Here is a 6,956-nt window from a genome sequence, read left to right as displayed (position 1 = left end):
CATTGCCAGGTCGGCACATTGTTCAGGATCGGCTCTTCGCCCAGATAGAACCGGATCATTTCCGGCACATAGCAATAGACCGCCTTGTCATCGGCCACCCCCGCCCCCGGAGCGCTGCAGATGCTCACCCCGCCCGACCGGTACACATCCATCAACCCCGGAATGCCCAACATGCTGTCGGGGCGAAAGCACAGCGGGTCAATGTAGGCGTCATCGATCCGCCGATAGATCACATCCACCCGGCGTGGGCCCTCAGTCGTGCGCATGTAGACAAAGGCACCGTCCACGAACAGATCCTGCCCCTCGACCAGTTCGACCCCCATCAGGTCCGCCAGGAACGAATGCTCATAATACGCGCTGTTGAAAGACCCCGGCGTCAGGATCACCACCACCGGCTCGCCTTGGCACTTTGCCGGCGCAACCGACGCCAAAGTCCGGCGCAGCTTTTCGGGATAGGTATCCACCGGCTCGATCCGGTTTTCCCGAAACAGTGCCGGGAACATCCGCATCATGATCTCGCGGTTTTCCAGCATATAGCTGACCCCGCTTGGCGTGCGACAATTGTCCTCCAGCACGAAAAACTCGTCCGGCCCGGTGCGCACCAGATCGATGCCGACGATATGCGAATAAACGCCCTTTGGCGGCACGAAGCCCGCCACCGCCTTTTCATACGCCTCGTTCTGGTAGACCAGCTTTGCCGGGATCCGCCCCGCGCGCACAATCTCGCCACGGCCATAAACGTCGACCAGAAACGCGTTCAACGCCCGCGCCCGCTGCTTGATGCCTTTCTCCAGCCGCCCCCACTCGCCCGCCGAAAACACCCGCGGAAACATGTCGAACGGGATCAACCGGTCCGGATCACCGCCCTCGCCATACACCGCAAATGTGATCCCGATCCGCCGGAACAATGCCTCGGCCTCGGCCTGCTTCAGGTGGCGCAACTCTTGCGGCATTGCCCGCACCCAGTCCTCCAGCCGTGCATAGGGACTGCGCACATCGCTGCCCCCGCCGCCTATCTCAAACATCTCGTTGAAGGTGGGGGTCACATCGCCTCCGTCCTGCCGCTTGACTCCACTAGATCAGCGGTTTTCGTCACGGGGAAGGGCGGATTGCACGATTTAGGGATAACCCGCGCCGAAGTGCCTGAATTTTGGGCAGCACTCTGGGTTTGTTTGTTGATCAAGGGGTGTCGGGCGGCACTATTCCGGTGGGCACGCTCTGCTCAAGCCAAGTCATTTTCGGCCGGGTGGCCAGAAGGCTTGCGCTCACATCATCCCAGGCAAACGGCTCCAATCCGCCCCTGCGCAACCAATCCGCCGCGCCCGCAATCTTTCGCGTGCCGGAATGAAAGCCAGCGGCTCCCAGATCCGCCCAGACTGCCGCCATATCCAACAACGCGGCAGACCGCCGACCGTTTGCCCCACTGCCCGTGAAATCCGCTACGCGCTGGTCAATCTTCCGCACCGGAGCCAGATCGAAGCTCTTGAACCAAATCCGCAAGACCCGATGCCAAGGCCGACGTAACACGATTGCGGCCTCTTGCTGGGCCGTTGCGAACAGCGACCAAAGATGTACCGCCGATCCATCCGCAAGGATCAACTGTCGGGCCCGTTGATACAGCTCGATCTGGTGCCCAATCCCAAGCGTTTCCGGTTAGATCACGTGGTAGCCCTCCGCCTTCAGGGCGGCTTCAAGGACCGCCTCCTCAAGATACTGCTGAGCATGCGGCCCCATTCGGCTGCGGCTCACATAGATCCGCAAATCCGGATCAACCGGCACAGCCGGCCGGTTCCGCCCCAGCCAGTCAAGAAAGTACCGGTCAGCGGCTGGCGAATGATCCAGATTGCAAAGATCAGCGCCCATATGCAAACTGCCAACCCGTGTCGGCTGCGTGATCAGTACCAGCGGATTGGTCACACCCAGAACGGGCAGCAAATCTGCGAAGTAACCCGGGATTTGGTCAAACCCCGGATTTGCGTTCAAAAAGAGGATCGGCACATCAGCCGGCAGCCCCTCGGCCACTCAAAGCCGCCCAATGGATTGCGAGACGACATGGCCAAACTGCGGTCCGATCACACCGCCAAAGATGGCCTCGCCGCGAAATTCTGCCGCTTCCGATCCAAGGTCCGAAATGCTGATTGGGGTCGTGCCACGGTGCCGGTAGATGGTCCTGCCATGCGGGGGGACCAGGTCCTCCGCAGTCCGTACTCCAATCCCCCGCAATGCAGCGCCTGAATGCACGGGCTTTGCGCGGTCTTCAGCCGCAAACTGCAACATCGTCGCAGCGCCAGCCACAAGATAGGCCCCATCCAGTTGCGCTTTGGTTGGCATGAAATCTGTCCGGACATCCTGCTCGGGTCATCGGGGAACGTGCTTTGGCGATTCATCTTCGCCGCGCATTGGCCTTTCATCGAACAGAAGCAAGATATCACTGCCCGTCGCAACCGATAACATGGCCAAAGCCGGGCATTGCCTACCTTGAACACTCGTAATAACGCCGCCCGATCAGCGCCTTACGCCCTCTACCGCACTCCATTCACAGCTTGGTTCCAAAGTTGAGCCGGGGAGAGGGGGGGTAAGGCTCAGTGCCCCTCGCCCGTTGCGGTCGCCTGCTTGTAAAGAAGGCCAGACCCCAACACTCCCGGCGCTATGTTCTGCGCAATCAATCGGGCGGCCCGTATCTGCCCGGGTTTCCCCGCCAGATTTCCGGTTTCCGTACCCAAAACTCGCCAATCAAATTCCAACTGACGCGAACCGCTGGTGCTTCAATATGGCATCCAATGCAACGATGGCGGCCCCGATCCAACCGACACGTCAAGCCCGACACACCGCCTCGCAGCCAACCGAAGGGCCCACCGTCCGCCGCTTGACGTCCGCTGCCAAACGGCCAAATTCCTTACCAACTCCTTACCCGCTCTCCCTAACCCGTTGATCCCCCTCACCCCGCCGGTCTGTCCACGCGTGGACATCCCCGACCGGCACGCTATCCTTCCCGCATGGCCAGCCCCGTCCTCACCTTCACCGACCAGGGCATCTACTGCCCCGCCGGGGATTTCCACATCGACCCCTGGCGCCCCGTCCCCCGCGCCCTGATCACCCATGGCCACAGCGACCATGCCCGCCCCGGCCACGGCTCCTACCTCGCCACCGAAGCCGCCCTGCCCGTGATCCGCCACCGCCTCGGCCCCCTCACCGCCGAGGGCATCCCTTACGGTCAGCCCCGGCAAATCGGCGCGGCCACCGTCTCGTTCCACCCCGCAGGTCACGTCCCCGGCTCGGCCCAGATCCGGGTCGAAGTGGCGGGCGAGGTCTGGGTCGTCTCCGGCGATTACAAGACCGAAGCCGACGGCTTGGCCGAACCCTTCACCCCCGTCGCCTGCCACGCCTTCATATCCGAATGCACCTTCGGCTTGCCAGTCTTCCGCTGGCAGCCGCAACCGCTGATCATGGAGCAGATCGCCCGCTGGTGGGCCACGAATGCCGCCGAGGGCAAGACCTCCATCCTCGGGGCCTATTCGTTTGGCAAGGCACAGCGGGTGATGGCAGGCCTGCCCGCAATCGGCCCGATCCTGACCCATGGCGCGGTCGAGGACATCACCGAAATCCTGCGCCAGCAAGGCTACCCGCTGCCGCAGACCACCCGCGTCACCGCACAGGTCAGCGCCAGATCCCATCCCGGCGCGCTGGTCATCGCGCCGCCTTCTGCCTTGGGCAGCGCCTGGATCAGCCGTTTCGCGCCCGGTGACGAAGCCTTCGCCTCTGGCTGGATGGCCGTCCGTGGCATCCGCCGCCGTCGCGCCCTTGGCACCGGGTTCGCGCTGTCCGACCATGCCGATTGGGATGGCCTGAACACCACCATTCGTGCCACCGGGGCTGACCGGGTTTTTGTGACCCACGGCTACACCGCCCCATTTCGCCGCTGGCTGGAAACCCAAGGCTATGACGCCGGGATCGTCGCCACCGAATTCACCGGGGATGACGCGGCCGAGAGCCCGGAGGCCGCACCGTGAACCGCTTTGCCGCCCTCTTCACCGCGCTTGACGGCACGACCAAGACTAGTGCCAAGACCGCCGCGCTGAGCGACTACTTCCGCGCTGCACCCGACGCGGATAAGGTCTGGACCATCGCCTTGCTGACCGGCCGCCGCCCGCGCCGTGCCGTGACCTCGACCGAACTGCGCCTCTGGGCCGCCGAAGCCGCGGGCGTTCCGAACTGGCTGTTTGAGGAAAGCTACGCGATGGTCGGCGATCTGGCAGAAACGATTGCCCTGTTGCTGCCGCCCGCCACAGATACCGCGACTTCCAGTCTTCGCGATACCATTGCGGGTTTGATCGACCTGTCGGGAAAGCCGGTCGAAACGCGCCGTGCCGCCGTTCTGGCCGCTTGGGGTGGGCTGGGTCCGACCGAACGGTTCCTGTTCAACAAACTGCTGACCGGTGGCTTTCGCATGGGGGTGGCGCAGGGCTTGTTGACGCGCGCGCTTGCCGCCGCGACCGAGGTGGATGAGGCCACACTTGCCCACCGCCTGATGGGCAACTGGGATCCCGCGCGCACCAGCTTTGCAGCACTGGTCAGCGGCAGCGAAGGGGCCGACGCGCGGCCCTACCCCTTTGCCCTTGCCAGCCCGTTGGAGGATGCGCCCGATGGCCTTGGTCCGCCGGACGACTGGATTGCCGAATGGAAATGGGATGGCATCCGGGGCCAGCTGATCCACCGGCCCACCACCTTCGCGCTGTGGAGCCGGGGGGAAGAGCTGATCACCGACCGCTTTCCGGAGTTTGGCCCGTTGGCCGATTTCCTGCCGCAAGGCACGGTGATTGACGGGGAAATCCTCGCTTGGGGCAACGGCGAACCGCTGCCCTTTGCCGCGCTGCAAAAACGGATCGGGCGCAAGACGGTGCCGAAGAAACTGCTGGCCGAAGCGCCGGCCCGACTGCTGGCCTATGACCTTCTGGAAGCGGAGGGCGAGGACCTGCGGTCACTGCCGCTCAGCCAGCGCCGGGCACGGCTGGGTGCCATGATCGCGGCGTTGCCGTCTGGCTTGCCGCTCGGCCTGTCATCTGCGCTGCCCTTCACAACCTGGGCTGGCCTTGCCGCCACCCGCACCACCGCACGCGCCGCCCGCGCTGAAGGCCTGATGCTGAAACGCGCGACATCAGCCTATCATTCCGGGCGCAAGCGCGGTGACTGGTGGAAGTGGAAGCTTGACCCCTACAGCATTGACGCGGTGATGCTGTATGCGCAGGCAGGGCACGGGCGGCGGGCAAATCTGTTCACCGATTTCACCTTTGGCATCCGCGATGGCAACGATCTGGTGCCGTTCACCAAAGCCTATTCCGGACTGACCGACGCCGAGTTTGCCGAGATTACCCGATGGGTCCAAAGCCACACGCTGGAACGCTTTGGCCCGGTGCGCAAAGTGCCCGCAGCACTGGTGTTCGAGATTGCATTTGAAGGGATTCAGGCCAGCCCGCGCCACAAAAGCGGCATCGCGCTGCGCTTTCCGCGGATGGCGCGCTGGCGGCGCGACAAGGGGGTGGCGGATATCGACAGCATCGCGACGCTGCGCGCCTTGCTGCATCAACCGCCGGAGGGGCCGTCTGCCCCTCCGGACCTCCCCGAGGATATTTGAAGAAGAGGAAGACCAAGCAGCCTTGCGGCGAACCACCCTTCGCCCCTAGATGACGCTGACACAGTCCGATGAGGTTCCAGATGACACTGCCGCGCCCCGCAACCTTGCCCCGTCCCGTATTTGATACCACCACCAGCGCGGGCAGTTTCGGCGACCTGCCGGACTGGGATCTGACCGACCTTTACCCTGCACCGGAATCGGCCGAGTTCTCCCGGGACATGGCCTGGCTGCAAACCGCCTGCGCCGATTTCGCGGCGGCCTATGAGGGGAAACTGGCGTCGCTTGATGCAACGGCAATGCTGGATTGCATCGCGGCGAACGAAAAGATCGACATCGCCGCCGGGCGCCTGATGTCCTATGCGGGGCTGCGCTATTACCAGAACACCATGGACAGCGACCGCGCCAAGTTCATGGCCGACGCGCAGGACAAGGTGACGGTGTTCACCACGCCGCTGGTGTTTTTCAGCCTTGAATTCAACCGGCTGGACGATGACCACTTGGCCGAGCTTCTGGCCGCCAACGCCGCCCTTGCCCGCTACAAGCCGGTCTTTGACCGGATGCGCGCGATGCGCCCGCACCAGTTGTCGGACGAGCTGGAACGCTTTCTGCACGACGAATCCGTGGTCGGTTCCGCCGCCTGGAACCGCCTGTTTGACGAGACGATGGCCGGCCTGATGTTCGATGTGGCGGGCGAGGACGAGGCGCTTAGCCTTGAGGCCACGCTGAACCTGTTGACCGACCCTGCGCGCGCCAAACGCGAAGCCGCCGCCCGGGCGCTGGCGCTGGTGTTTGACAAGCACATCAAGCTTTTCGCCCGCGTTCACAACACCCTGGCCAAGGAAAAGGAAATCCACGACCGCTGGCGCAAGATGCCCAGCCCACAGCATGGCCGCCACCTGGCCAACCACGTGGAGCCGGAGGTGGTGGAGGCGCTGCGCAACGCCGTGGTCGCCGCCTATCCCAAGCTCAGCCACCGATATTACCGGCTGAAGGCGAAGTGGATGGGGCTGGACAAGCTGCAGGTCTGGGATCGCAACGCGCCCTTGCCGCAGGAAACCCCGAAGCTGGTCGATTGGCCAACCGCCACCGCCACCGTGCTCGACGCCTACCGTGCCTTCGATCCGCGCATGGCTGACCTGGCACGGCCCTTCTTCGAAAAGGGCTGGATCGACGCCGGCGTCAAGCCCGGCAAGGCTCCCGGCGCCTTTGCCCACCCCACCGTCACCACCGTCCACCCCTATGTCATGCTCAACTACCTCGGCAAACCGCGCGATGTGATGACGCTGGCGCATGAGCTGGGGCACGGGGTGCATCAGGTGCTGGC

General features: G+C 63.9%; 7 protein-coding genes. 3 read left to right on the top strand and 4 right to left on the bottom strand.

Annotation, left to right across the window (positions count from 1 at the left end; all coding sequences use genetic code 11):
- The 4 genes from RMO18_RS12730 to RMO18_RS12715 form a co-directional block, all read right to left on the bottom strand.
- A partial coding sequence (locus tag RMO18_RS12730) for a circularly permuted type 2 ATP-grasp protein (RefSeq protein ID WP_309666363.1) occupies positions 1 to 1,025 on the bottom strand: 1,025 nt, incomplete at its 3' end.
- Between the two features lie 154 nt (positions 1,026 to 1,179).
- Entirely contained in the window at positions 1,180 to 1,464 is a 285-nt protein-coding gene (locus tag RMO18_RS12725) for a hypothetical protein (RefSeq protein WP_309666362.1), read from the bottom strand.
- A gap of 189 nt (positions 1,465 to 1,653) precedes the next feature.
- Positions 1,654 to 2,022: a hypothetical protein gene (locus RMO18_RS12720; protein ID WP_309666361.1), complete on the bottom strand. Its 369-nt coding sequence runs from the start codon at positions 2,020 to 2,022 to the stop codon at positions 1,654 to 1,656.
- The gene (locus tag RMO18_RS12715) at positions 2,023 to 2,331 is read right to left on the bottom strand and encodes a hypothetical protein (protein WP_309666360.1); all 309 of its coding nucleotides are present in this window, start codon (positions 2,329 to 2,331) and stop codon (positions 2,023 to 2,025) included.
- Between the two features lie 665 nt (positions 2,332 to 2,996).
- Here RMO18_RS12715 and RMO18_RS12710 point away from each other — a divergent pair.
- From RMO18_RS12710 to RMO18_RS12700, 3 genes are all read left to right on the top strand, one after another.
- On the top strand, positions 2,997 to 4,010 hold the full coding sequence (locus RMO18_RS12710; protein ID WP_309666359.1) for a ligase-associated DNA damage response exonuclease: 1,014 nt from the start codon (positions 2,997 to 2,999) through the stop codon (positions 4,008 to 4,010).
- On the top strand, positions 4,007 to 5,632 hold the full coding sequence (locus RMO18_RS12705; RefSeq protein ID WP_309666358.1) for an ATP-dependent DNA ligase: 1,626 nt from the start codon (positions 4,007 to 4,009) through the stop codon (positions 5,630 to 5,632). The genes RMO18_RS12710 and RMO18_RS12705 overlap by 4 nt, the downstream gene beginning before the upstream one ends.
- A gap of 80 nt (positions 5,633 to 5,712) precedes the next feature.
- A partial coding sequence (locus tag RMO18_RS12700; protein ID WP_309666357.1) for a M3 family metallopeptidase occupies positions 5,713 to 6,956 on the top strand: 1,244 nt, incomplete at its 3' end.

This window comes from Tabrizicola sp., assembly GCF_031377265.1.
Lineage (GTDB): Bacteria > Pseudomonadota > Alphaproteobacteria > Rhodobacterales > Rhodobacteraceae > JAUYQR01.
The sequence above is the reverse complement of the archived record's forward strand: the minus strand, read 5'-3'. Positions and strand labels throughout refer to the sequence as shown.